19 protein-coding genes are annotated in these 24997 nt (G+C 28.2%); 13 read left to right on the forward strand and 6 right to left on the reverse strand.

The annotated features are described in order from the left end of the window. The gene (locus QIA19_RS03415; RefSeq protein WP_301365817.1) at nucleotides 1-852 is read left to right on the forward strand and encodes a hypothetical protein; all 852 of its coding nucleotides are present in this window, start codon (nucleotides 1-3) and stop codon (nucleotides 850-852) included. 173 nt (nucleotides 853-1025) lie between these two features. Then, nucleotides 1026-2627, forward strand: coding sequence for a glutamine hydrolyzing CTP synthase (gene pyrG / locus QIA19_RS03420; RefSeq protein ID WP_301365819.1), 1602 nt, complete (start codon nucleotides 1026-1028; stop codon nucleotides 2625-2627). 16 nt (nucleotides 2628-2643) lie between these two features. On the opposite strand, the gene QIA19_RS03425 is transcribed toward pyrG, so the two are convergent. Beyond that, on the reverse strand, nucleotides 2644-3168 hold the full coding sequence (locus tag QIA19_RS03425; RefSeq protein WP_008882472.1) for a DUF1761 domain-containing protein: 525 nt from the start codon (nucleotides 3166-3168) through the stop codon (nucleotides 2644-2646). A gap of 139 nt (nucleotides 3169-3307) precedes the next feature. Between QIA19_RS03425 and QIA19_RS03430 the strand changes: the two genes are divergently transcribed. The 5 genes from QIA19_RS03430 (at nucleotide 3308) to recG (ending at nucleotide 11561) form a co-directional block, all read left to right on the forward strand. After that, on the forward strand, nucleotides 3308-3895 hold the full coding sequence (locus QIA19_RS03430) for a hypothetical protein (protein ID WP_008882483.1): 588 nt from the start codon (nucleotides 3308-3310) through the stop codon (nucleotides 3893-3895). Between the two features lie 262 nt (nucleotides 3896-4157). After that, nucleotides 4158-5327: a methyl-accepting chemotaxis protein gene (locus tag QIA19_RS03435; RefSeq protein ID WP_301365822.1), complete on the forward strand. Its 1170-nt coding sequence runs from the start codon at nucleotides 4158-4160 to the stop codon at nucleotides 5325-5327. 88 nt (nucleotides 5328-5415) lie between these two features. Then, nucleotides 5416-8901, forward strand: coding sequence for a DNA polymerase III subunit alpha (gene dnaE / locus QIA19_RS03440; protein WP_008882335.1), 3486 nt, complete (start codon nucleotides 5416-5418; stop codon nucleotides 8899-8901). A gap of 11 nt (nucleotides 8902-8912) precedes the next feature. Beyond that, a complete protein-coding gene (locus QIA19_RS03445; RefSeq protein WP_301365824.1) occupies nucleotides 8913-9491 on the forward strand; it encodes a YggT family protein in 579 nt (192 codons plus the stop codon). Nucleotides 9492-9500: 9 nt separating this feature from the next. Next, nucleotides 9501-11561: an ATP-dependent DNA helicase RecG gene (gene recG, locus QIA19_RS03450; protein ID WP_301365827.1), complete on the forward strand. Its 2061-nt coding sequence runs from the start codon at nucleotides 9501-9503 to the stop codon at nucleotides 11559-11561. On the opposite strand, the gene QIA19_RS03455 is transcribed toward recG, so the two are convergent. Then, a complete protein-coding gene (locus QIA19_RS03455) occupies nucleotides 11558-12346 on the reverse strand; it encodes a M15 family metallopeptidase (protein ID WP_301365829.1) in 789 nt (262 codons plus the stop codon). The two genes, recG and QIA19_RS03455, sit on opposite strands and share 4 nt — an antisense overlap. A gap of 118 nt (nucleotides 12347-12464) precedes the next feature. On the opposite strand from QIA19_RS03455, the gene QIA19_RS03460 reads away from it, so the two are divergent. The 3 genes from QIA19_RS03460 to murD all read left to right on the forward strand — a co-directional run bounded on the left by QIA19_RS03460 (nucleotide 12465) and on the right by murD (nucleotide 16699). Then, entirely contained in the window at nucleotides 12465-13814 is a 1350-nt protein-coding gene (locus QIA19_RS03460; RefSeq protein WP_301365831.1) for an MATE family efflux transporter, read from the forward strand. Nucleotides 13815-13979: 165 nt separating this feature from the next. Continuing rightward, nucleotides 13980-15314: an MATE family efflux transporter gene (locus tag QIA19_RS03465; protein ID WP_301365833.1), complete on the forward strand. Its 1335-nt coding sequence runs from the start codon at nucleotides 13980-13982 to the stop codon at nucleotides 15312-15314. A 29-nt stretch (nucleotides 15315-15343) separates the two neighbouring features. Next, complete coding sequence (gene murD / locus QIA19_RS03470; protein ID WP_301365835.1) at nucleotides 15344-16699, forward strand: UDP-N-acetylmuramoyl-L-alanine--D-glutamate ligase; 1356 nt, start codon at nucleotides 15344-15346, stop codon at nucleotides 16697-16699. Here the strand turns inward: murD and QIA19_RS03475 are convergent. Together QIA19_RS03475 and metG are read right to left on the reverse strand one after the other, a co-directional pair. Beyond that, on the reverse strand, nucleotides 16696-17739 hold the full coding sequence (locus QIA19_RS03475) for a lipid II:glycine glycyltransferase FemX (RefSeq protein ID WP_301365838.1): 1044 nt from the start codon (nucleotides 17737-17739) through the stop codon (nucleotides 16696-16698). The genes murD and QIA19_RS03475 overlap by 4 nt on opposite strands. 9 nt (nucleotides 17740-17748) lie before the next feature. Beyond that, nucleotides 17749-19953: a methionine--tRNA ligase gene (gene metG, locus QIA19_RS03480; RefSeq protein ID WP_301365840.1), complete on the reverse strand. Its 2205-nt coding sequence runs from the start codon at nucleotides 19951-19953 to the stop codon at nucleotides 17749-17751. A 154-nt stretch (nucleotides 19954-20107) separates the two neighbouring features. On the opposite strand from metG, the gene QIA19_RS03485 reads away from it, so the two are divergent. Next, complete coding sequence (locus QIA19_RS03485) at nucleotides 20108-20902, forward strand: 5'-methylthioadenosine/adenosylhomocysteine nucleosidase (RefSeq protein ID WP_301365842.1); 795 nt, start codon at nucleotides 20108-20110, stop codon at nucleotides 20900-20902. A 105-nt stretch (nucleotides 20903-21007) separates the two neighbouring features. Then, nucleotides 21008-22045, forward strand: a complete 1038-nt coding sequence (gene pta / locus QIA19_RS03490; RefSeq protein WP_301365844.1) for a phosphate acetyltransferase — start codon at nucleotides 21008-21010, stop codon at nucleotides 22043-22045. On the opposite strand, the gene rsmA is transcribed toward pta, so the two are convergent. Continuing rightward, nucleotides 22028-22873, reverse strand: a complete 846-nt coding sequence (gene rsmA, locus QIA19_RS03495) for a 16S rRNA (adenine(1518)-N(6)/adenine(1519)-N(6))-dimethyltransferase RsmA (RefSeq protein WP_301365846.1) — start codon at nucleotides 22871-22873, stop codon at nucleotides 22028-22030. The two genes, pta and rsmA, sit on opposite strands and share 18 nt — an antisense overlap. Before the next feature lie 36 nt (nucleotides 22874-22909). After that, on the reverse strand, nucleotides 22910-24160 hold the full coding sequence (locus QIA19_RS03500) for a ComEC/Rec2 family competence protein (protein WP_301365848.1): 1251 nt from the start codon (nucleotides 24158-24160) through the stop codon (nucleotides 22910-22912). A 115-nt stretch (nucleotides 24161-24275) separates the two neighbouring features. On the opposite strand from QIA19_RS03500, the gene QIA19_RS03505 reads away from it, so the two are divergent. Beyond that, entirely contained in the window at nucleotides 24276-24989 is a 714-nt protein-coding gene (locus QIA19_RS03505) for a CPBP family intramembrane glutamic endopeptidase (RefSeq protein WP_301365850.1), read from the forward strand. Nucleotides 24990-24997: the final 8 nt, after the last annotated feature.

Consider the following 24997-nt stretch of genomic DNA (forward strand, 5'->3'; position numbering starts at 1 on the left):
ATGTTTAGCTTAAAAAGATTTTTGAATTTATTTTATTTTGATTTTATTTACAATAAAAAATTCTATACTTTATTAATAATTCAAGTTTTAGGAATGATATTTATATCTTATTTGCTTGTTAGATTTTATTTTAATTTTTCAGCAACTGATTTTTTAAAATTTTTTGCTCCTAAAATTTTTATTTTAACCTTGATTATATCGATTTTTACCATGTTTGATTATTACAAAGTGATTCACGATCCGTTTAGGAATATTCTTTATTTATCTTTGCCTGTTTCAACCTTTGAGCATTATTTTTTCAATTTAATTAAATATTTATTTGCGCTACCTTTAATTTTAATATTTATTTATTATTTAGGGGTTAATATTTTTTTATTCCTAGATAATGCATTCTTTTTAAGAGGTGGGGGTGCTGCATTCTTAGAATTTAGATATTTTTATGATTTTTTATTTGTTCGTTATTTTAATTTTTTATCTATTTTTCCAATCTTTATGTTTTTTAGAATAACTTTTAAAACGCATCCTTTTGTTAAGGTTTTGATATCCTTTTTAGGGACCATTGTGTTATTGTTTTTTTTCACGTCTTTTCTTTATTTGGGTTTTAAATATGTGCCATGTTCTTCGGATTTAATTTTTTCTTTTGACAGATTTTTAGGAGACTTATTTTTTAAAATAGTTTATAGTTTGGGATTTTTTTTATATTTGGCTTCATATTTTAAGATAGTAGAGTTTGGAAGTATTAGAAAAAAAAGCAATTTGTTTGCTATTCTTGGGTTTTTAGTTTTTTTGGCAATATTTAATTATTACTATTTAAGCAAAGGTTCATTATATTGTTTTGTTAATTATAATTAAAATAGTTTAAAAGATTTAAAACAATGGCTTAGAAATAGCTTTGTAGCTAAGCATTAATAATTTTAATTTAATGTTTTTGTTTTAATGCAAGTCTGTTTTATTATGATTTGTGAATTCTTTTTAAGCATAAGCTTAATTGGATTGAAATTTAAAGTTTTAATTTTGGGGTATACATGAAAAAAAACTTAAAGATTTTAGTAATAACAGGAGGCGTGATCTCTGGAATTGGTAAGGGAGTTACATCGGCAAGTATTGCAAGGTTGTTTAGATATGATTTTAGAGTTACTCCAATTAAATGTGATGGGTATTTAAATACTGATCCTGGCACTATTAATCCTGTTGAGCACGGAGAAGTTTTTGTGCTTGATGATGGAGGAGAGGTTGATATGGACTTTGGCCATTACGAGAGGTTTTTAAATCTTAATGCCAAGTCTAGTTGGAACATTACAATGGGCAAGGTATACAAAAAGATACTTGAAAATGAGCGAAAGGGCAAATATTTAGGAAGAACAGTTCAGCTTATTCCCCATGTTACTGATGAGATCAAATCTACAATTTTTCAGATTGCAAGTTCTGAGAATAGTGATATGTTGATAATTGAAATTGGTGGAACCGTGGGAGATATGGAAAATATTTTATTTATTGAGACAGTAAGACAAATAAGACAGGAGATTGGGAGTGGTAATATTTCTTTTATTCATTTAACCTATGTGCCAAGTCCAGCTGGAATTAATGAGCAAAAATCTAAACCTACCCAACAGAGTGTTAAAACCTTAAATAAAGCAGGTATTTTCCCCGATTTAATTATTGCTAGAAGTTCACAAGTATTGACAGACCAAATCAGAAAAAAAGTGGCAATGTTTTGCAATGTTGAGAGCACTTCTATTATTGACAATGTTGATGTTTCTACTATTTATGAAATTCCTATATCTTTTTATAAGCAGGGTGTACATGAGATTTTAAGCTCTAAGTTAAATATTAAGGTTGATCCAAAGATAGAAGAGCTTTCAAAGCTTGTAGGAGTTATAAAATCTAATTTTTTTGCGCCTAAAAAAATTATTAATATTGCTATTTGTGGTAAATATGCTGAACTTGATGATTCTTATGCATCAATTAGAGAGTCTTTGGTTCATGTTGCAGCCCATTTGGATTTGCTTATTAAAAGCACTTTAATTGATTCTAATGATTTAAATGAAAGCTGTTTAAAAGAGTTTGACGGCATTATTGTTCCTGGCGGCTTTGGAGGCAAGGGGTATGAAGGTAAAATTATGGCTATTAAATATGCTCGTGAGAATAATATTCCCTTTCTTGGAATTTGTCTTGGTTTGCAGCTTGCTGTAATAGAATTTGCTCGCAATGTTTGTGGAATACTTGATGCTGATACGGAGGAAAATTTAGCAAAAGACAAGCCCTTAAAAAGTCCTGTTATCCATTTACTTCCTGAGCAAAAGGGAATTAAAGATAAGGGCGCTACAATGAGGCTTGGTGGATATCCTGTGATTCTTAAAAAGAATACAATAGCTTTTAAACTTTATGGCCAAGATCGGATAATTGAAAGATTTAGACATAGGTATGAAGTTAACAATGATTATATAGATTTATTTGCAAAAAATGGGCTTATAGTATCTGGATTTTCAAGTGATTTTAAAATGGCAAAATTAATAGAAATTCCTGAAAATAAATTTTTTGTAGCTTGCCAGTTTCATCCAGAACTTATTACAAGAATAGAAAATCCAGCCAAGCTTTTTCTAGGACTAATTAAAGCTTGCATTTGAGTGTCTATTTGATTGCTTAGTGAGTAGGCAGGTTTTCAAAATTAATGTTTGTAGTGCTCTCAAATTGGAATATTTTATAGCTTAAAAATAATTTAGAGAATATGGTTAGTAATATTATTGTTAAAAGGTCAAAAAAAGCATTAGCTATTGTTAAATTAAATGGTCTTTTTTCATAGATTATATCGTTTATTACTTTGGGTAAGCTAAAGGCAAGCCAAGTTATGCTAGATATTAGTATTGCAGATAATATATTGTAATTTAAGTCTGTTAAGCTTCCAAGAGAGTTGTTAGTAAGAGTTATTAGATTGTTGAATAAATTGATAAGAGCATTTATTAAAAAACTTTGTAATAAATGATTTAAAGCTAAAACAAAGATAGCAATTATTTTATATTGTTTTTTTTGAGTATTTAATGTGTTGGCACTAGTAATTATTTTTTTTAATAATATTTTTCGGTATATTGTTTCTAATAATATTTTAAATAAAGTCATGCTGACTATTAATATTAAATTAATATTTGAGAACATGAATTTGATTAACATAATTTTCCCTTTCATTTTCGGCAATGATTTAATTATAATTAGTATATAATAAAATATTTTGATTTCTTTAATAAGATTTGTATTTTATTATATTTATATAATAGCTTTAATTTTTGGCAATTTTTATCAGGAGGATTGAATGAAAGAAGAAGACATTAGAAAAACAATTTTAATGAAAAGGCTAGTTAAATATTTTTTTGATGAGCTTAAGTATAGAATGAAGATTCGTTGTCTTAGAATAAGCAATAAAGAGATGAGCACTAAGTACATACTTCTCAATCTTTTTAGGAAAATTGCAAATCTTCCTTTTAATAAGCAATATGAAATAGAAGAGCAGTTTGCTCTTGAAGTTGGCGAGAGAGTTGTGCTTACAGATGCTGTTTTGATTAAAAGAATTGATCATGAACGATGTGTTATTGTTGGGATTGTTGAGGCAAAAACGGATCAAGTTGATCTTGATTATGAATTTAATAGATTTTTTATTCAGGACAAAAAAATCAACGTTCTTTTTTGGCAACCCAAAAAAGTTATCCTCAAGCAAGATGATAAGTTGTTTACAGTAGAATCAGACGATATTTTTAATTTTGACAACGATTTTAACTTGCCAAAAGTTAAAGCTAAATTAGAAGAGTTTATTGATATTTTTTTATGTTTTTTTTCTTACAGAGATGTTCTTTTTGAGTATAATGAAGTTAGTGGGCGTTATTCTTGGGTAAAAAGAAAGTAAATTTAATTTAAAATTAGTTTTAAATTAAATTAAATTAAATTAAATTAAATTAAATGAGGAGAATGATTTGTATCTTTAGATGGTTTTATGGTTTAAGATGAAAGCTTAAATTTATTTCAAAGTAATTAATTTTTACCATTTAAATGTAAAAATATTTTTTGTTTATTGATGTATTTAATTTGATATTAAAAGTTGAAACAATGTGTCAAATTAAGTACTGGTGACTCTATTCAAAAAAAAGTTTTTATGGTAGAATCCCTTTATGAAAAAATTTTCGTTTTTTAAAAAAAAGAAAAAAGCTGTTGATTTAAATCTTTTAAATGTTGTTGGTAATGACAAAAAAGATTTGAGTACTTACGAATATAAGGCTCCTGTTAAGGAAATGCTAAAGGGATTTTATCATACCAAAGCTTCCATTTCTACTCTAAAAATAGGGTTTGAGTCATTACAAAGGATTTTGTTTTCTGAAATAGAAGATTTTGATCAGATATTTTCTACTTTTGTTGAGATGACAAATAATGCTCGTAATCAGATAAGCGTTATTTTTAGTGATCTTGGTAAAAATAATAAGGAAAAATTAAATCAAATATCTTCTGTTATTGTTGGAATTCAAGGCAGCTTAGAAACAATAAGTAATTTTTTAGGTGCTACCAATATGATTTCTCTTAATGCAAAGCTTGAGGCTGCAAGAGCTAAAGAATATGGTAAAGGATTTTCTGTTGTTGCAGATGAGATCAAGCGACTTTCTGATCAGGCAAAAGGTGTTATGAATATGATTTCTGTAAAGGAAATTGAGGAGGTTTCTAAAGATTTGATTTCTCATAACCTTAAGGATTTGCAGATTGATATTGATAAGTTCTTTGCCGAGATTCTTGAACAGCTTAATTATCTTGAGAACATATTTAAGCGCTTTTCAAGGAGTCAAGAGGAATTTTCTTCTTTGATTGAAAGTCTTGAGAGTATAGATGCTAATATGGCTTATTATTCAAGAAGCTGTGATTCTTTGATTGGCTCTGATACTTTTATGCTGTCTAATGATGAATTTTTAAAAGAGCTAGAATTTATTATCTCAGACCAATTTTCTTGGATTAATAATTTGAGATTACTTGTTGAGGGGCAAAGGACAATATTCATTCAGACAGATGCTTCCAAGCATGGGTTTGGATTGTTTTATAAAGGATTGTCCCCCAAGAATGATGCTATCAGGCAGTTGTGGGAAGAAGTATACATTCCTTATTTAAATATTAATAAGTTTGCAGCTGAAATTTTGATTATATTTAGGGTAGAGAATCGTAGTGATAGCGGTTTAAGGCAAGCTAAAGATTTTTTGTCTCAAGCTGAGAGTTTATCTGAAGAAATTGTTAGAAAACTTGAGCACATTAAAAAGATGGTAATTGAATTGGATAATCAAGGAATTAGTATTTTTTCTTGATTATTTTGATAAGATTTGTTGCAATAATTTAAATTAGAGATTTAAAAATTATTATGACTTTTTTAATTTTTATTTATTTGGCTAAGGTTTGTTAAAAATCAAGTTTTATTTTGATAAAATAATTTTAGGTATGAGTTTTAGGTCTAGGTTTATTCATCTTCATGTTCATTCAGATTATTCTCTTTTGGATGGAGCTGCAAAAATATCAGATATTATATCAAAAGCAAAAAAATGCAATATGTCGCATATTGCATTAACAGATCATGGCAATCTTTTTGGAGCTATTAAATTTTACAAAGAAGCTAAAAAAGCAGGAATTAAGCCAATAATTGGCATTGAAGCCTATATGGCAAAAACTTCTAAGTTTTTAAAAAAACAGGATGATCTTGGAAAAATGTCTTACCATTTAATTTTGCTTGCCAAGAATGAGTTGGGTTATAAAAACCTATTAAAGTTAACAAGTATTTCTTATCTTGAAGGGTTTTATTATCGTCCAAGGATAGATAAAGAGGACCTTGAAAAATATTCAGAAGGTTTGATTTGTACTTCAGCTTGCATTGGGGGGCTCATTCCAAGACTTATTTTGGCCAATAGATTTGAAGATGCTAAGAATGAAATTCTTTGGTTTAAAAAAGTTTTTGGCAATGATTTTTATCTTGAGCTTCAAAGGCATGGTATTAAAGATCAAGACATTGTAAATGAAAGGTTGGTTAAGTATTCTAGGGAACTTGGAGTTCCTTTAACAGCAGCCAATGATTCTCATTATGTTAACAGAGAAGATGCAACTGCTCAAGACATCATTGTTTGTATTGGTACTGGCGCTAAGAAAAGCGATGAGAATAGATTAAAAATGGAAACCAATGAATTTTATATTAAATCTCAAGAGGAAATGTGTGAACTTTTTAATGATTTGCCTGAAGCTTTAGAAAATACTGTAAGGATTGCAGAAAAGTGTGATGATTTTAAAATAACTTTTCCAGGCCCTATTTTGCCTGATTATCAAATTCCTGTTGAATTTAATACTCTTGGTGAATATTTGGAACATCTCACACTTGAGGGGTTGAAATTTAGATATAAAAATTTGACAAGCAAAATAAAAGATAGAGCTTTTTATGAATTGAGCGTAATAATTGGAATGGGCTTTGAAGGCTATTTTTTGATTGTTTGGGATTTTATTAAATTTGCTCATGATAACGATATTCCTGTTGGAGCTGGGCGTGGTTCTGGTGCTGGTTCAATTGTGGCTTATGCTCTTAGGATTACTGATATTGATCCTTTAAAGTATAATTTGCTTTTTGAGAGATTTTTAAATCCCGAGCGTATTTCTATGCCCGATTTTGATATTGATTTTTGTTTTGAAGGCAGAGATGAGATTATAAAATATGTTACCAACAAGTATGGAGAAGATAAGGTAGCTCAAATAATTACTTTTGGAACCTTAAAGCCTAAGGCTGTAGTTAAGGATGTGGCTAGAGTTTTAGATATTCCATTTGCTGAATCAAATGAACTTACTAAGTTTATTCCTGATGGTCCTAAAGTTTCTTTAAAAGAGGTTTTAGATGACAATTCTTTGAAGGAGTATTTTACTAGCAAGCCTGTTTATAAAGAATTAATGAATGCCGCATTGGTTCTTGAGGGAATGAATAGACATGCTTCAACTCATGCTGCAGGAATTGTAATTTCTAAAACCCCTTTAACCGACTATGTGCCTCTTTATAAGGATTATAAGCAAGGTTCTGTTTCTACTCAATACACAATGGATTTGCTTGAAGAATGTGGGCTTGTTAAGATGGATTTTCTTGGTTTGAAAACATTGACGTTAATAAAAAATGCAGAAAATCTTATTAGAAGTGTAAATCCAGATTTTAAAATAAAAAATATTCCAGATAATGATGTTAAGACTTTTAATATGCTAGGAGAAGGAAGAAGTGCGTCTGTTTTTCAGTTTGAATCTGAAGGAATGCAGCAAATTCTAAAAGACGCAAAGCCTGATAGCATTGAAGATTTAATAGCTTTAAATGCTCTTTATAGACCAGGTCCTATGCAATTTATTCCTCAATTTATTGCTGCTAAAAAAGGTGTTAAGAGAATTAAATATCCTCATCCCGATTTAAAGGAAGTTTTAAGACCAACTTATGGGGTTATTGTTTATCAAGAACAAGTAATGGAAGTTGCAAAAATAATTGGGGGCTTTTCTCTTGGCAAGGCCGATATTTTAAGACGTGCTATGGGTAAAAAGAAAGAAGACGAGATGAATGAAATGAAAGTCGACTTTTTAAGAGGCGCTATTGAGAAAGGATATGACAAAGAAATTGCTAGTGAAATTTTTGAACTTTTAAAGCCTTTTTCTGGGTATGGATTTAACAAATCGCATGCAGCGGCGTATTCTTTAATAGCATATCAAACCGCTTATCTTAAGGCTAATTATCCTGAATATTTTATGGCTGCCAATTTGACCAATGAAATTAATAATAATGATAAGCTTTCTTATTACATTGAAGAGTCAAAAGCTATAGGTATAAACGTGCTCAAGCCCGATATAAATCGATCATTTAGGGAATTTCGTGTAACTGATTCTGGAATTTCTTATGGGCTTAATGGGATTAAAAATCTTGGAGGAATTGTTGTTGATTTAATAATTGATGAGAGAGAAAAAAACGGCAAATATAGTTCTTTTGAAGATTTTATAAGACGCGTAGATGATAAAGTAATTAATAAGAAATTTTTAGAATCTGCAATAAAATCTGGACTTTTTGATAGTTTGGATCAAAATAGAAAAACTTTATTTGAAAATCTTGATCGTTTGATTGAAGTTGTTTCAGAAGATAAAAATAATAAAAAACTTGGTCAAAACAGCTTATTTGGTGCTCTTGAAAGTCAAGATCCAATTCGGCAAAGTTTTAATTATCAAGCCTTTAAAGAGTATTCTTATTCTGAGCTTTTAGGATTTGAAAAAGAGCTTTTAGGATTTTATGTGTCAGGTCATCCTCTTGATCCTTATAAAAAGGCAATTGACAGTTTTTCCAGTTTAAATGTTTTAACAGATCTTGCTGCCAAAAAAGATAGCATTGTTCAATTTTCTGGCATTTTAAATTCAGTAAAAGTTATTCAAACTAAAAGAAATAATGCAAAAATGGCTTTCGGTGTTATAGAAGATTTTAAAGGCGCAATAGATATTGTAGTTTTTACAGAAAGCTATGAAAGATATAGAAATTTTTTACTTGAAGGCAATGTTATTGGGGTTGTGGGTAGGCTTACGTTTAACAGAGACAAATTTTCAATTGTGGTTGAAAAAGTTGTAAATATTGAGAGACTTTCCGAAGATAAAATAAATAATATTCATATTAAGTTTTTAAATAATAAATTAAATGACCTACAATTACTTAATTCTTTAAAGGAAAGTATAAGTAATTTTGAGGACAATTCTGGATTTTCAAATGTTTATTTTTATTTAAGGGAAAATGGTAAAGATTTGAAATTAAAAATGAATTCGATTTTAAATTTTGTGCCAGATGAAGATAAGCTTGATAAGTTGAGAAAGTGTGTGATAGTTGAAGATGTTTGGGTTGATTAGGAGGTGCTGTTTTGGTTGTTTTAATACAAATTTTAATGGTATTTTTGCAGATTTATAGGATTTTAATTTTAATTAGGATCCTTCTTAGCTGGCTTGTGTCTTCAGGGATTAATACCAATGTATTTTTCAGATTTATACATGTTGTTACAGAACCATTTTTATCTTTTTTTAGAAAAATTCCTCTTTTTACATTTGGTATGTTTGATTTTTCTCCAATTGCAGCTTTAATAACTTTGACTATTTTTGAAAGAATGTTGGCTTATGGGAATTATAAGCTTTCTACATTTATTATTTTATTTATTGTTGAAGTTTGGGGGATATTTAGAAGCATTTTTATTGCTATAGTTTTCTTTTTATTGTTGAGATTATTATTGTTGCTTTTGAATTTGTTCCAAGGCTCAGACTTTTTTAAAACAGTCGATTCATTTTTACTTCCTTTGTCCACTAAGATAAGCGGTGTGATTACTGACAAACACATGTCTTATACTTTACGTTTGATTGTTGGGAGTGCTTTAATGGTAGCATTTATAATTATTATTGAACAAGTTGTATTTGCTATTAGAGTTTTAGGAACATATTTGCCTTTTTAGGAGATTAAAATGTTTTTACATGAGTTTGAATATGAGCTTAAAGGTATAGGTGGTCTTGGTGAGAAAGGGGTTGAAAGGTTAAATAATCTGCAAATTTTTAATGTTAAAGATCTTATTGAGTTTTTTCCTGTAAAGTATGAAGATCGTCAAAATATACAAACTTTTCCAGATTTTTCTAAGGTGAAAAGTTGCGATATGATGACGGTGTTCACAGTTCTTGGGCACAAAAAATTTGGGGATAGTTCTAAAAAAAATTTAAAGTTAACAGTTAAAAGTATAAATGAGGAACCTTTCGAAATTCTACTTTTCAATAGGGCTTTTTTAGAGAATGTTTTTAAAATAGATAAAAAATTTTATATTTATTCTAAATTTACCTATAACGATTATAGTAGTTTATGGAGTTGTTCTAATTTTGACAGCGAAGTTTACAGTGACAAGCCTGAAAGGTTTAAAAAAATTCTTCCGGTTTATTCTTTAACAGAAGGATTAACGTCCAAGAAAATTTCATTATATGTAAAAGAAGCTCTTGAATATTTTTTTAAGTTTGGGCAAACAGACATTCCCAGATTTTTAATAGAAAAGTATTCTTTATTATCGTTAAGTGATGCTTTAAAAGAGATTCACTTTCCAAGTTCATTAGAAATGCTTGAAAAGGCAAAAAAGACATTAATTTACAGAGAAATTTTTTTGCTTCAGTTTTTTTCAAGGTATAGATCTTCTAAGATTCTTTTTCGAGAAAAAAAAGATTTATCAAAAGATTTGCTTGAAAAGGTTGTCTCGAGCTTGCCCTTTGAGCTTACAGAAGATCAAAAAATTTCTATTGATGAGATATTCCTTGATCTTAACTCTTCTAAGCCAATGAATAGATTGCTTCAAGGTGATGTTGGAAGTGGTAAAACCCTTGTTGCCTTGCTTTCAGGACTTCCTTTAATTGAAGCTGGATATCAGGTAGCATTTATGGCTCCTACAGATCTTTTGGCTCGTCAACATTATGATAATTTATCTAACATATTGGCGCCTTTTAACATTTCAATGACTCTTTTGACTGGTAGTTTAAGAAAGAGGGATAAGGAGCAAACTCTAGAAAGCATTAGAAATGGGACTTCTGGTTTAATAGTTGGAACACATGCTATTTTTTACGAAAGTACAGAATTTAAAAGATTGGCGTATGTTATCATTGACGAACAGCATAAATTTGGAGTTGTTCAAAGAGAAGAGCTTAAAAACAAAGGAGAAGGGGTGGATATGCTTTTAATGTCTGCAACACCTATTCCTAGAAGTTTTGCATTAACACTTTTTGGTGATCTTGAAGTTTCGTTTATTAAAACCTTGCCTAAGGGTCGTTTGCCTATTACTACTTATTTAGCAAGGCATGGAAATGAAGATAAAGTTTATGAGTTTTTAAGAAAAGAGCTCTTAAAAGGTCATCAGGTTTATTTTGTTTATCCATTAATTTCATCTTCAGAAAAATTTGAATTAAAAGATGTTAATAATATGTGTTTAAAATTAAAAGAAGTGTTTGGCGAGTATGTTGTGGATATGCTTCATTCTAAGTTGCCATCTGATTTGAAAGAAGAAATTATGAAAAATTTTTATTCGAAAAAAGTAGATATTTTGGTGGCGACTAGTGTTATTGAGGTTGGAATTGATTGTCCAAATGCAACTTGTATGGTGGTAGAGCATGCTGAGCGTTTTGGGCTTTCTACTTTGCATCAAATTAGAGGTCGTGTTGGTAGAAGCAATTTACAATCTTTTTTCTTTTTGCTATATAAAGAACCTTTGACAAGTGCTGGCAAATTTCGATTAAAAACTATAAAAGAAAATTTGGATGGATTTAAAATAGCAGAAGAAGATTTAAGGCTAAGGGGGCCTGGCAATTTATTTGGACTTGAACAAGCAGGATATTTAAAATTAAAAATAGCTAATTTTGTTGATGATAGAGAAATCATAGTCTTGGTTCGAGAAGAGCTCGATTTATTTTTTTATGATAATTCTGCTTACGATAAGCTTGATATTGATTTACTAGACAATCTTTTTTGTTCTTATTTGAATGCTGGAAGAAGTATTTAGTTTGCATATTTTTCAATTAGGTTGATAAGATTTGTTTTGTTCTGGCTCCAAAATTCAAGAAGCTTGTGTTGTAAATTATTAAAATATTTTTTCTGAATAAAGCATGGCTTAGGTCCTATGTATAAGTAGTGCCAAGGCTCTGCTTTATATCCAGTTTCCATTTCATATCCTTTTGGGTATGAAATGGAAAATCCGTATTTTAGAGAGTTTTCATAAAGCCATTTTCCTTCTTTTGTGTTTAGTAAATTATCATCTATATTTATAAAATCTATTGCTGTTCCCATATGATGTTGAGAATGGCCTGGAATTGCTGATTGAGTTTCTGCAACTTTTCTGCCATAAGTTTTGACATTGTAATCAAATAAAAATTTTTGATATTCTTGCGTTCTGTAAGCGGATTTGATTTTAATTTCAATTCCAAATTTTTTTGCATCTTTTATTAGTCGAATTAAATCTTCGATTAATATTTTTCTTACTTTAATAGTCTTTGCTCCAAGATTTTTAAGATCTTTAAAATCATCAATATTTACCAGATCAGGTATTTTGTAATTTTCAGGAATTGGTATTTTTTTATTTATTAGAGTTAAGAGGTTATTTTTTTCTGCATCGACTAAGGGTTTTATTTCTTTTAAGAACTGAATAGGATTTTTTTCAATAAAATTTTTGCATTCCTTATTCATTGTTTGGGCAATCTTTAGCAGTATTTCTAAATCTTTTTTTGAAATGTTGTTAGCCAGCAAAGATAGGTTAATAAATAGAAATAATAAAGCATAAATTGATTTCATATTATTTAATTATAATATATTTTAGTATAATTAGTAGTTAATTCTAAATATATGTATATTCTAGATTGGATTAAATTTAGTTAAAAGTAATAAATAAAGGAGATTGTATATAAGGAATATGATCAAAAAGTTTAAAAATTATGATCAGATAATAAAAGAGCTATTTGTTATAGCTATTCCTACAGCTTTTGAATCGCTGTTATTTCAAATGGTAACTTTTTTTGATAATTTTATGATTTCCTATTTAGGCTCTTTTCACGTTACGGGAGTTTCTTTGGCAAATAGAGTAACTTTTCTTTTTTTTATTATTGTGTTTGGGCTTGGTACGGCTTTAAGCGCTTACGCTTCCCAAGCAATTGCAAAAAAGAAGTTTCTTCAAGTAAGACAATCTTTTGCTTATATATTATTAATTGGAACTGCAATAGGAATAATTTTTTTCATATTTTCATTTCTTTTTCCAAGAAACATTATAAAGCTATTTACAGCTAATCAGGATTCTTTAAATTTTGGATCAGAGTATTTAAAAATTATTTCATTGTCTTATGTGCTAATGGCATATTCTTTTTTATCGGCTATGGGATTTAAGAGTGCTAAAGAAGTAAAAATACCTTTATATGTTACTTCTATTGTTGTTTTAATAAATATTGTTTTTAATTACATTCTTATTTTTGGCTTTAGCATGGGAATAAAAGGTGCCGCATATGCTACTGTGCTTGCTAGAATTGTTGAGTTTGTTTTCTATTTTTTATATAGTTTGATAAACAGTAATTCATATTATCGGATTAAGTTTGGCGATTTTTTTGCTCCAAAGGTAGTTACTAGGGCTAATTTGAAACTGATTATACCTGTTTTGTCTCACGAGATTTTTTGGGTTTTAAGTATAACTATTTTACATGCATTTTATGCTCGTGTTGGGAGCATTGAATACGCTTCATTTGCTGTTGCATCAAATCTTTTTGATATTTGTTTTGTATTGCTTCATGGTATGGGACTTGCAACAGGGGTTGTTATTGGGCATTTAATGATTTACGATAAGAAACATGTCAGGTCGGTTGGATTTTTTTTATCTTTTTTAGGATTTCTTTTGGGCATTTTTGTAGTTATTTTGCTTATTGGAATATCGAGCTTTGCACCTTATATTTTTAGTAAATTAGATTCTCCCGAACTTGTTAGCGTGTTTATTTATGTTTTTGCAAGTATTGTAGTTTTTAAAGCTTTTACGGCACAAGTTCTTGTTGGAGTTTTTAGGGCTAGCGGTATACCAAATGTTTGTTTTTTTATTGAATCGGGAGTAATTGTTTTTTATACGCTTCCAGTTGCTTATTTATTGGTGTTTTATACAAATTTAAGTTTACCAATAGTTGTTTTTATTGTAAATCTGGAAGAGATTATTAAAAATATATTTATTATAATTGAATTTTTTCACGATGATTGGATACGAGAGATTGAGTATGAAGAACTTGCTTAAGTATGGGGTAGCGTGATATATTTAGTGTTAATAAAAATTTTAATAATCTTAGTGAATCTAGAATTCATTCTAGTTGTGCTAATTTTAAAGCAATTCCTTTTGTTTTATTATAGGTTTCGGTATTTGTCTTTACAAAAATCTTAATTTTTTTATTTGGAGAAATTTATGTATTCATTGGGTGTATCGAAAAAGGATAAAATTTATAAAGATCTTTTAAAAATTGCGATTCCAACTGCTATTGAGTTTTTTTTATTTAATTTTATTTCTCTTACAGATAATGCTATGGTTGCGTATCTTGGTGACTATCCTGTTGCAGGAGTTTCTCTTGCAAATAAATTTTTTGAACTGTTTGTTACTATTGGGTTTTCCATGGCAGGAGCTTACAATATAATTGCTACAAGACAATACAATCAGGGTGATTTTAAGAGCTTTAGAAATACGTTTTTTATTAGCATATTAACCATTATTTTATTTTCTTTTCCGTTTATTTTGATTTCCATAGTGAATCCTTTTTTTTTACTTAGATTGATTTCTAATGATGAGCGGGCGGTTTACTATGGAGCAGCTTACTTAAATATAGCTATTTTTTCTTTCGTATTTGCAATCATAAAAGGACTTATTGCTAATGCTCTTAAGGTTGTTGAAATTGTTAAATTTCAAGTTTACATTTCTGTTTTTTCAGTGCTTTTGAATTTTGTATTTAATTATATTTTTATTTTTGTTTTTCATATGGGAGTAGTTGGAGCTGCTATTGCAACAACAGTTATTCGTACTTTAGAGCTTATTGTTTATCTTGTTTGTACAGCTTTTAACAAAAATTCAATTTTGCACTTTAAGTTAGATGATTTGAATATTAATATTAAGCCGTTTGCTCAGCTAATTAAATTTTTTATTCCAATTCTTTTAAATGAGTTTGCTTGGTTTTTTGGCTATCTTGTATTGACATCGATTTTTATAGGAATTGATACTCATAAATATGCTGCTTACAGCATATCTTTTTCTACTTATTTTATTATCTTTAATATAATTCATTCCTTTTGTATTTCTTTAAATATTATGATGGGCTATGAAATGCATAATAGTAAAAAAGAAATCATGAAAGTTGCAATATATTTGAGTAAAATTGGCCTTAAGCTTGCTTTTTTAACATCTTTTGTATTGTTTATATTTTCATTTTTTGCTCCTTATATTTTTTATACATTAAAGTATTCTCACCTTATAGGAATTATTTTAAGGTATTCTTCTGTTTCTGCCTTTTTCATGGCTCTTGCTTTTCAGTATCTTTTTGGATTTTTTCGTGCAGGAGCATCTCCAAGTTTTGGCGCTATTATGGAAGGCTCTGTAACTTTTGTTTATACTATTCCTATTGCTTTTGTTTTAGCGAATTATACAAATTTGCCTTTTGAAATTATTGTTTTTATTCCATCTCTTGAGGATGCAATCAAACTTGTTGTTTCACTTCCTTATTTTTATAGTGAAAGGTGGATTAAATCCGTTTAAACAGTTGACAGGTTTGATATAATTTTATTGTGCTTTTAGACGAAATTAAAAATTTAAATTTTTTAATCATGGGTTTAGGCCTTAATGGAGGAGGAGTAGCTCTTTCTAGATTTTTATTAAAGCGTGGGGCAAAATTAGTAATTACTGATCTTAAAAGTGAGACGGAATTAGCTTTAAGTATTGATGCTTTAAGAGATTTTGAGGATCAAATTAGATATGTTTTAGGCAAACACAATGTAAACGATTTTAAAAATGCTGACATTGTTGTAAAAAATCCCAGTGTGAAACCCAATAATAAATATTTAAAGTTTGCAAAACGAGTTGAGACAGATATTAGCTTATTTTTAATGTTTAACAAGAACCCTATAATTGCAGTAACAGGCACTAAAGGAAAATCTACTCTTGTGTCTCTTTTGTATCAAGCTTTGAAAGAAAAATATCCGGGGGTAAAGCTTGGGGGTAATATTGGTGTATCTCCTTTAAGTTTTTTTGATCAACTTGATGGAAAATCTCCTTTGATTTTAGAGCTCTCTTCTTGGCAGTTGCAATCTTTAGAGAATTTTAATCCTATTATTAGTATTATTACGAATGTTTACAACGATCACCAAAACTATTATTTAAATTTTGATGACTATATTATTGATAAGTCAAAAATTTTTGTAAATCAAACTTCAGGAATTGTGATTATTCAAGATCAGGCTTATTACAAATATTTTTCAAAATTTAAATCAAAAGTCAGAGTTATTTTATTTTCCGAATTTAATCCTTGTGATTTTGATCAAGATATTTTTTATTGCAATGAAGGCAAAGTATATTTTAATGACAACTTGATTGGAAGTTTTTCTAATTCACGAGCTGTTTTTATAATTCCTAAAGTTATTACTTTTTTTGTTTCGTATTATTTAAACATAGACCTCAATCATACGGGTCAGATTTTAAATAATTTTAAAGGTATTGAGCACAGATTAGAGCTTGTTAAATCAGTTCAAAATGTAATGTTTTATAATGATACAGCTTCAACTATTCCTGAATCTACTGTTTTATCTGTTAAAAGTTTAAAAACAAAGGATAACCGTATCAACTTAATTGTTGGGGGAACCGATAAAGAACTTGAGTTTTTAAGTTTTAGCAAGATTGCAGATATTGTGAGAACTTGGATTTTAATAAGAGGTAGTGCAACTGTAAAAATTATTAAGATTTTAGAAAAAAGTAGCATACAATATTTTCTATTTGATTCTTTAAGAGATGCAGTAAATTATGCTTTCAAGATTTCAAGTCCGGGTGACATTGTGTTATTTTCTCCTGCTAGTGCTTCTTTTGAGCTTTTTAATAATGAGTTTGATAGAGGTTTGCAATTTAAAAATTTAGTTAATAATCTTGGTTAAATTTTTTTCCTTATTACTTTGTAATAGAAGTATCTAAGTTTTTCAAGATTTGCATAAATTTTATAAATAAAATTTTTGTAAGTAAAATCATAACAACCAATTCTGTGAATAATATTTCCTCCAAATCCTGTTTTAAAACCAAAAAGACCATATAAGGGGTGGTTTTTATTTGCAATTGGGGGAATTCCTAATAAATCATATTCTTTTATTTCTAATTTTTTTAACATTTCTATTGCTTTAAATTGTACAGCGTAATTGGGCATTAAATTTCTATATTCCTTGCTTGAAGCCCCATAAAGATAGACTGCTTTTTCTTTGTAAATTCCCACTATTATGCCAGAAATAATTATGTTGTTGTAAAATGCAATTATCAATTTTATTTGAGCATTTTTATCTTGTTTGAATATTTGAATTAGGTTTTGTATATATTCTTCTGAGTGAATAGTAAATTTATCTCTTTTGCTAGTTTCTTTGTATAGCTTGTAAAATTCACTTAAATGTTTAAATTTATCATCTATTATTATATTTAGATTTTTTTTTGTGCTGAGCTTTATGTTGTATCTTGTTTTTTTTTTCATGTTAAGCAAAATATTCTCAAGAGAATTATTTAAGTTTAATATTGTTGTGTTTGCGGGTTGTATGTCATCAAAGGATTTTTTTAGATATTTGATTTTAGTTTTTAATGGAGAGTATTTGTCATTCAGTGTTCTTTGGTGGTAATACATTAAATCGAATCTTAAAAAAATTGTATTTTTATGTAAGTAGGGTTTTATTTTTATGCTAAATTCTTTAATACTTTTACTGATTTTATCAATATTAATGTTTTCAAGAATTTTGTTTGAGAATTCTGGATGTGGAATGTATGCTAAGTAAAAATTTTTAAATAGTCTTCTTTGCATTACAACAATTTTGCCAAGAACATCGCTATCAAATGCTATGGCTTTCCAATTACTGTTTTTTGTTGTTTTTATCAATGCCCACAGTTCGCTTTGAAGATAATTTTCTTCCATTTCTTTTGTTTTTATTTTTTTAATAGTCATTAATAGCTCTTAGCAAACTGTTCCGTTTGGAATATCTTTAGATAAAATTTTGTTCTTAGAATTTTCTAATATTAAATTTATTCCGTTTATTTTAAGCTCTCCGTTTTCTGCTATTATATTGGCTTTTAAAAATTTATTTATGTCAATTTTAGGTGGACAGGCAAGATCTTTATTCTGATCGTTTTCAAGTATTATTCTCTCTCCAGCAATAGGATTTTGGATTGAATCTTCTACAATTATAACTTTAAAATTTTTATTTTTGTCCTCAACAGCTATTAGCATTCCTTCAGATTTTATTCCCCTAAACTTTGCAGGCTTTAAATTATCCACTATTATTATATGTTTTCCCAAAAGCTCTTCTTCTGTGTAATATCCTTCAAGGTTGCTTACTATTTGTTTGTCCTTGTTAGTTCCGTCATCTAGTTTTAATATAAATAAGTTTTTAGCCTCGAGATTTCTTTCTATTTTATTTATTTTTACAACCCTTAAGAGCACTTTCTCTCTAAACAAGTTTTCCGGTTGCTCTTTTGCTATAGGTAAGTTTTCTGCTTGTTCGTTTTCTTTCATGTTTTTCTCTCCTGAATATTTTAGCTTTAAATTATTAATTTTTTTTTGCTCTAGTTTATTGAATAATATTTCTGTGAATTCAATTTTTTTAATTCCCGATTTAGTTCCAAGAATTTTGGTTGAAAATTGATAACTGTTGCCAAAGAATTGTTGTATCTTTTTACTTGTTTCGGGAATGAATGGCATCATTAAAATAGATAAGTCTCTGATTAGGTATATTAAGTTTGAGATTAGTTCTTTTGTTTCTTGTGGAGAGTTATTTTTTCTTTTCCATGGTTCGTTATCTTGAAATATTTTATTTCCAAGGGAGGAAATTTTAAGTATTTCTTTGAGCGCAGATTTTAGTTCTGTCTTTTTAAAAAGATTTAGTATTTTGTTATATTTTGGTGTTATTTGTTTCCAAAATTTATTTTGAATTTCTATTGTTTCTATTACATCTCCAAAGAATTTTCTTTGAAATGTTAATACTCTGTTTACAAGGTTTGAAAAATTATCAATAAGCTCTGTATTTACTCTTTCCATGAGATCTTGCCACATAAATTGAAAATCAGATTTTTCAGGCCTGTTATAATAAATATAAAATCGCCAAATATCAGAGGGGATTCCTGTGGTAATAGCATTGTTTCCAAAAATTCCTGTTCCTTCTGATTTTGAAAATTTAAGATTTTCGTAATTTAAGTATTCGCTTGATGAGAGTTGATTTAATATTGTCCAATTTTCTTCACTTCCAATTTCTATGCAAGGGAATATAATTGTATGAAACAATATATTGTCTTTCCCAATAAATTGTACAAGATTTACTTGATCATTGTTTTTCCACCAAGATTCCCAATTTTTGATAATGTTTTTGGTAATTGAAATGTATCCTATTGGAGCATCAAACCACACATAAAATACTTTATTTTCAAAACCCTTTTTAGGCACAGGAATTCCCCATTTAAGGTCTCTTGTAATTGCTCTTTCTTTAAGGCCATCTCTTAAAAAAGCTTTTGTCATTTTAAGGGCATTGGTATTCCAATTTTTGCTAGTATCTGGATTTTTTATCCATTTTTCAAGTTTTGTTTTTATTTTGGGAAGATCTAAATAAAGATGATTGGTTTTTTTCAAAATAGGCTTGTTTTTACAAATTATGCATTTTGGATTTATTAGGTCTGTTGGATTTAGAAGCTTAGAACAGTTGTCGCACTGATCTCCTTTAGCCATGCTTTGGCATTCTGGGCATTCTCCTATTACATATCTATCAGCTAAGAACATTGAATCTTTATTGCAATAAAACTGTTCAGTTTCACGCTCTTTTATATAGCCGTTTTTTTCTAATTGTAGGAAAAAATTTTGTACAATGTCTTGATGGTGCTTGTTGGTTGTGCGACCGAAGATGTCAAATTCAATATTGAACCATTTGTAAATTGATTTATGTATTTCATAATATTTATTGCAAAGTTCTAAAGGGGTAGTATTTTCAATTAAGGCTTTGGTTTCTGTAGCTGTTCCATATTCATCTGTTCCACAGACGTAAAGAGTTTCAATTCCCGACATTTTCGAATATCTTGCAAAAGCATCAGCTGATAGTACTTGAACTAAATTCCCAAGATGAGGTATGTTATTAACATAGGGTAGAGCAGCTGTAACTAGATTCATTTTTTTCATTCAGTTTCCCCTTTTTTTATGCTATTAATATTGTAATATGGATAGGATATTTTTTTTCAATATCTTTTACAAAAAATCTTTCAAAAGCAATTCAGTTTTGGTTTTTTTGTAAAAAATGATATAAATATTCTTTTGCTATAAGGAGCGTGATTTTATGAATAATTGTTTAATAAGGTTTTTTATTTTTTTATTAGTTTTTTCAAACAGTTATGTTGCTTTTTCTAAAAATGTCAATGTTTTAATAATAACTGCTATAGACTCTGAGTTTGAGCAGATAAATAAGCTTGTGTCTAATAAGGAAGAAATAGTACTTAAGGAGTATGGTCTTAATAAAAAGATTTTAAAGGGAAAGATGTCCAATCGGGATGTTATGGTTATTATTAGTGGGGTTGGCAAGGTTAATGCTGGTGTGTGGACTAGTTATATTTTATCAAAATACAATATAAGTCATGTAATTAATTCTGGAGTTGCTGGCGGTGTTGTTAGTGCTAAATACAAAGATATTAAAGTGGGAGATGTGGTGGTGTCTTCAGAGGTTGCATATCATGATGTTGATTTGACTAAATTTGGATATAAGGTGGGGGAGTTTAAAGGATTGCCTCAAAAATTTAGTGCCAATAAAAATTTAATTAAGAAAGCCACAGAGGCTGTTAAATTAAAGGTTGGGGGCTCTAATGCATATTCAGGATTAATAGTTTCAGGAGATCAGTTTATTGACCCAGCTTATATTAACAAAATTATAGGAAACTTTAAGGATGTAATAGCTGTTGAAATGGAAGGCGCAGCAATAGGGCATGTTTCTCATATGTTTAATGTACCTTTTATAGTTATTAGGTCAATATCTGATATTGTAAATAAAGAAGGGAATGAAGCTGAATATAGTAAATTTTCTAAATTAGCTGCTTTTAATTCAGCCAAAGTTGTACAAGAAATTTTAAGAGTGCTTTAATAAATATTTAATTTTTATAATTGAAAATTATGCATAAAAAAAAGACATTTTTAAATAAAAAATCTTTTTTTATGCATTTATCAATCTGTATTATATTTTTATAAGGTGTTTTGTTTAAAAGATTATGTTTTTAAGAAGGCAAAGATATTCGTAAAAGAGAATAAGCTTAAGGCCAATATAGTTTTTCCCGAAAGTAGTGATTCTAGAGTTTTAAAGGCAGCTGTTATTGTTTTGCAAAAAAATCTTGCAGATTCAATTATTTTGATAGGTAAAAAAGATACTGTCATTAATTCTTTAAAAGAATTTTCTAATTGTAATGATATTTTAGAAAGAATAGAAGTTGTTGATCCTGGTTTTTTTCCAGATATTGAAATGTATTTGGATGAATATTGGAGTTTGCAAAAGCTAAAAGGAGCTACAAAGCAAAGTTTAAAGACTCAAGTTTTAGATGAAATTACTTTTGCTATGCTTATGGTAAGATTTGGTTATGCCAAATCTTGTGTTTGCGGGGCGATTTCAACTTCTGCTAAGGTTTTGTCTAATGCTTTAAGAATAATCCCCAAGTTGGAAGGTGTTAAGATTGTATCATCTTTTATGATTATGGATACTTTAAGTATTGCTCGTAATGTTGATTGTTGTTTTGGACATAATGGAATCTTATTTTTTGCAGATTGTTCTGTAGTGGTCAATCCCAATTTTTTAGAGCTTGCAGAAATTGCATTGCAAAGTGCTAAATCCTTTAAAGATATTTTAAATGCAAAGCCCAAGGTTGCTCTTTTAAGTTTTTCAACAAAAGGGTCTTCTAGTGCTAAAGAAACTGAAAAAGTAAAAAATGCTTTAAATATTGTTAGGAATAAAGAGTGTGATTTACTTATTGATGGTGAGCTTCAGCTTGATTCAGCCATAATAAAAGATGTTGCAGAGAAAAAATGTAGAGAATCTTTAGTAGCAGGTTCTGCTAATGTTTTAATATTTCCCAATTTAGATGCGGGGAATATTGGTTATAAATTAGTAGAGAGATTTGCTTTTGCCAAGGCCTACGGTCCCTTTTTGCAAGGTTTTTCCAAGCCCATTAGCGATCTTTCAAGGGGCTGTTCTGTTGACGAAATTGTATTTGCAAGTGCTTTAATGATAAGCATTTAAAGTGTTGGAAATTTGTATAAATTCTTCAACAGAAATGTTTTCAGGTCTTTTGTCTAAATATTCTTTTAGAAAATTTTCTCTCAGAGTAGCTTTATTGGCAATGAAATTAATAATAGTGTTTTTTAATTTCTTTCTTCTGCTTAAAAATACAGTTCTAACCAATTTGTTGAATTCTTTGAAGTTTTTTATGTTGTTTTTTTTAGGAACTAATTTTAGTGTTGTGGACTTAACTTTAGGTGCAGGATAAAAATTGTTTTCTCCTATGTCTAATATTTTAATTACCTTGAAGTGTGATTTTACTAAGACTGTAAATGAAGAATAGTTTTTGCTATTTATTTTTGCAGTTATTCTGTCGGCTAATTCTTTTTGTACTGTGAATACCATTTCTTTTAAAAAGCTTTCTTCAATTAATTTAGATATTACTTTTGATGCAATATTGTATGGCAAATTTGAAAATATTTTATCAATGTTTTGATTTTCGTTTTTGTATTTTTTTAAAAAATCCCCTTTTATCAATTTAAAGTTTTTTAATTTTCCAAATTTTTCATTTAATATTTCTGAATATTTTAGGTCAATTTCAAATGCGGTTAAAAGATTAGTTTTTTTTAATAAAATCTCAGTCATTGCGCCAAGGCCTGGGCCAATTTCCCAGATTTTTTCATTTTCTTTTATATCCAAGCTTTCTATTATTTTTTGCCTTATGCTCTCATTGATTAGATAGTTTTGTCCCCACAATTTTCTTGGAGCGATTTTTCTTTCTTTTAATGTTTGTTTTATGCTAGTTATACTGTTATAGTTGATATTCATAGATAAAAGAGATAGTATCATATTATTCTTAATAATGGCAGATATTTTAAAATTATTTTAATTTTTTTTAGTTTCGTTATTATAAATAATGTAAGTTATAAGAAAAATACTTAATATTAAAAATATAGGTATTTGATGGTGCTTGACTATAAAGAATTTGCTAAAAAATGCTGCTGTAATTTTTATTGCTTGAAATATGTAGGCATTTATAAGGTCAAGGGGAAAAAATAAATTTAAACTTGAAAAGTAAGTTATTAAGCTTAATATTGTTATTGCTAAGAAAATTGATATTAATGGAATAACTATTAAATTTGACAGTATTGAGATTGGTGCTAGATCAAAGTTATTAACATAAATTACTGGCGAGGTGAATATTTGAATAAAAAATGTTGTAAGCATTGATGATGCTAGCCTGTTAAGACCGTATCTATTTTTTAGATGAACCGATGCTGATATTCCTATTGTTGCAAGATAGGAGAGCTGAAATCCTATTGAATTTAGCGTTTCGGGGAATGCAAGAGCATTTATTATAAAGCTAATAGATGTGCAGCTTATTAAATTAATTTTGCCGTAAATTAGTTTGTATATTATAAGAGATTCTGTCATTAGAAATGCTCTTACCGTTGAGGGCGCAAATCCAGTTAATATTAAATAATTTAATAAAATTATGCTTAATATTAAGTATTTTAATTTTTCATTTGTGATTATTAAAAGCAAATAGTAACTTATTAAACTTATTAGATAAAAATGCAGTCCAGATACTGTCAAAATGTGGGCAATCCCCGCATTTTGAAATAATGTTTTTTCATATTTTGTTATTTCTGATTTGATATTCAAAATTATTGCTTTTGAAAAATGGGAATAGCTGGGATTTAGTGTAGTGAAAAAGTTGTTTAAGGTGTTTGTATATTTTTCTCTAAGCTTGGCAAAAAAGGGCCTTTTAATAAGTTTTATTTTTTGATTTTCAATTTTAATGATATCTCCTATTTTGTAAATATTTTCAATATTTTTGAAGCTATATTTGTATATATTTGATTTATTGTCAATTACTTCTACAATGGTTTTTGAATCTTTTTTAAAATTTTTAATGTTTGTTATTTGATAAATATTTTTTTTTAATGTTTTAAAATTTAATCTCGCTTGAAAACTTAATAGCAATATTGTGCAAAAAATAAAACTAAGTGCTAAGTGTTTGTTGTTTTTTATAATAAAAAATAATGCTAGCATTGTATTAAAATAAATTAAATTGAGTTTCAAATAATATTGAATTAATAAATTAAGTGAAATAAGGACAAATATTAAAATCATTTATAATATTCTTATTTTTATTTAGAAATAATTATATTCTGAATTTTAATTTGTTTTGGTTAATCAATCAATAATCATTCGTTGACAATTAATAATTATTTAATTATAATACTTTATGCAATTGTTAAAAAATAAATATCCATTCAAGCGGGCTTTGCTCGATCTTTTTTTGGTCTATACCATTGTTTATTTGTCATCTCCTTTTGTAAATGTTAATTCAGAATTTTGGAATGTTGATGAAAATCATTTTTATTTTTGGATTTCAAGATCTTTTTTAATTATTTTTATAATTTATTTTTTTAAACTTACCAGTTCTTATGATGATTTTAGAGTAGAATTTTTTATTCCTAAATTTAAATTTATTTTTCTTTGGGATTCTGTTTTAATTTTTATTAAAACAATATTGATTGCAATGATAGTCATTTTTTTTCTAGCTTTTTTGCTTGAATATTTGTTGCCAGAATCGGTACTTGTCTATTATTTTCAAAACAATGCTGGATTTAATTGGAAGATTAGCAGTAAAAAGGCATTTTTGTTAATGACTTTTACCTCTTTTTTTACAGGAGCTTTTGAAGAGCTTTTTTACAGGGCTTTTGTTATTACCAAGTTTACACAAATGGGATTTCCTGTTGTAGCTACCGCCATTCTTAGTAGTATGTTTTTTGCTTATGGGCATTTATATTATGGAATTTTGGGATTTTTGGTTACATTTATATTAGGGATATTTTTTGCTTTTACTTATTTAAGGTATAAAAATGTATATTATGTGATTTTTATACATAGTTTTTATAATATTATTGTTAGCAGCTTGTTGCTTTTTTTGAATTAATTTTAAAT

This window comes from [Borrelia] finlandensis, from assembly GCF_030438365.2.
In the GTDB taxonomy this organism is placed as follows: domain Bacteria; phylum Spirochaetota; class Spirochaetia; order Borreliales; family Borreliaceae; genus Borreliella; species Borreliella finlandensis.

Excerpts from the sequence above, each read along its gene's own strand:
- QIA19_RS03435 (WP_301365822.1), top strand. The coding sequence starts at position 4,158 with ATGAAAAAATTTTCGTTTTTTAAAAAAAAGAAAAAAGCTGTTGATTTA.
- QIA19_RS03505 (WP_301365850.1), top strand. The coding sequence starts at position 24,276 with ATGCAATTGTTAAAAAATAAATATCCATTCAAGCGGGCTTTGCTCGAT.
- QIA19_RS03430 (WP_008882483.1), top strand. The coding sequence starts at position 3,308 with ATGAAAGAAGAAGACATTAGAAAAACAATTTTAATGAAAAGGCTAGTT.
- QIA19_RS03415 (WP_301365817.1), top strand. The coding sequence starts at position 1 with ATGTTTAGCTTAAAAAGATTTTTGAATTTATTTTATTTTGATTTTATT.
- rsmA (WP_301365846.1), bottom strand. The coding sequence starts at position 22,873 with ATGATACTATCTCTTTTATCTATGAATATCAACTATAACAGTATAACT.
- QIA19_RS03500 (WP_301365848.1), bottom strand. The coding sequence starts at position 24,160 with ATGATTTTAATATTTGTCCTTATTTCACTTAATTTATTAATTCAATAT.
- pyrG (WP_301365819.1), top strand. The coding sequence starts at position 1,026 with ATGAAAAAAAACTTAAAGATTTTAGTAATAACAGGAGGCGTGATCTCT.
- QIA19_RS03425 (WP_008882472.1), bottom strand. The coding sequence starts at position 3,168 with ATGTTAATCAAATTCATGTTCTCAAATATTAATTTAATATTAATAGTC.
- QIA19_RS03455 (WP_301365829.1), bottom strand. The coding sequence starts at position 12,346 with ATGAAATCAATTTATGCTTTATTATTTCTATTTATTAACCTATCTTTG.
- recG (WP_301365827.1), top strand. The coding sequence starts at position 9,501 with ATGTTTTTACATGAGTTTGAATATGAGCTTAAAGGTATAGGTGGTCTT.
- QIA19_RS03475 (WP_301365838.1), bottom strand. The coding sequence starts at position 17,739 with ATGACTATTAAAAAAATAAAAACAAAAGAAATGGAAGAAAATTATCTT.
- QIA19_RS03465 (WP_301365833.1), top strand. The coding sequence starts at position 13,980 with ATGTATTCATTGGGTGTATCGAAAAAGGATAAAATTTATAAAGATCTT.
- QIA19_RS03485 (WP_301365842.1), top strand. The coding sequence starts at position 20,108 with ATGAATAATTGTTTAATAAGGTTTTTTATTTTTTTATTAGTTTTTTCA.
- QIA19_RS03460 (WP_301365831.1), top strand. The coding sequence starts at position 12,465 with ATGATCAAAAAGTTTAAAAATTATGATCAGATAATAAAAGAGCTATTT.
- metG (WP_301365840.1), bottom strand. The coding sequence starts at position 19,953 with ATGAAAAAAATGAATCTAGTTACAGCTGCTCTACCCTATGTTAATAAC.